The sequence below is a fragment of the Arthrobacter sp. 05L45_2 genome, from assembly GCF_056397525.1.
Map to the genome: position 1 here is coordinate 1 of NZ_JBFTNO010000352.1, position 1,068 is coordinate 1,068.

Annotated in this window: 1 protein-coding gene; it reads right to left on the bottom strand. The window is 70.5% G+C overall.

Translation table 11 applies throughout. The annotated features are described in order from the left end of the window. Positions 1-13: 13 nt before the first annotated feature. On the bottom strand, positions 14-1,068 hold a 1,055-nt coding region (locus AC1DHD_RS16345; RefSeq protein WP_476880707.1), incomplete at its 5' end, for a TIGR01906 family membrane protein.

Sequence of the window (1,068 nt, forward strand, 5' to 3'; positions counted from 1 at the left end):
GTGTGTGAACCGTTTAGGACTTGGCCTCGCGGCCGGACGCCTGGGCGGCGTCGGTATCGACGCCGCCGACGGTGGGTTCGGTCGCCGGTGCGGCGGTGGCGCCGGAGCCGGTGCGTGCCCGCTTGAAGCGGCGGCCCTTGAGTTCCGTGGCGTCCACGCTGCCGGTTCCGTCCGCCGTGGCGGTTTCCCGGACCCGGGGCGCCAGGCCCCGGCGCCTCCGGGTGGGCCAGGTCAGGATCAGGGTGACGAGGGAAGCCAGGAACACCAGCGCGCCGATCACAATCCCGGCGTCCACCCAGAACTGGCCCGGGAACAGCCGGATCAGGGTGTCCTGCAGGGAGAACGTCCACGTACCGTTGGCGAAGAAGATCCGGTGGAACTCGGTGAAGAACTGCTCCCAGCCGAGCACCGCGAGGGCGCCAAGGCCGAGGATGATCACGAGGGTGGCGATCGAGCCGGCGAAGAGGCCGCGCCGGACACCGCCGGTGCTGCGGCGGCGCAGGTAGAGGATGGCGATGATGCTGAGCAGGGCCAGCAGGACGCCGCCGCCGAAGGAGGACAGCATCACTAGCTTGACGTCGGCCATGTGGCTGACTTCGCCGTCCTTGAAGAGCGGATCCCCGGCACGGTTGACGAGTTCGCCGAGGTAGCGCGGGCCGGACCAGTTGCTCAGGTAGTCAACGGCGTACGAACCGTAGGTCATGCGGTCGTCGGTGTTGAAGCCGTAGCCGTCGCCGGGGAAGCCGGGGCGGTTGTACTCCACCCAGAGGAAGAGCGGGCTGGTCACGGCGCGGACGGCCAGGACCAGCAGGATCACGGGGTAGCAGATGGCGAGCAGGACCTGCATCACGCGGGGTGCGACCGGCTTGGCGTTGGCGGCCTGTTCGCGTTCGGCGTTGCGGCGTTCCACCTCTTCCGCGGGCGGCCGGACCTGCAGCGCGGACGTTGGGAGTGCTTCCTTGAATTCCCCGGACCCGGTCCGGCCCGCGGGCCTGGTCGGTTCGGCCGCGGGCCTGGACGGGTCGGTGGCGGCGCCGGTGGCAGTGGCGCCAGCAGCAGTCCCGGCGG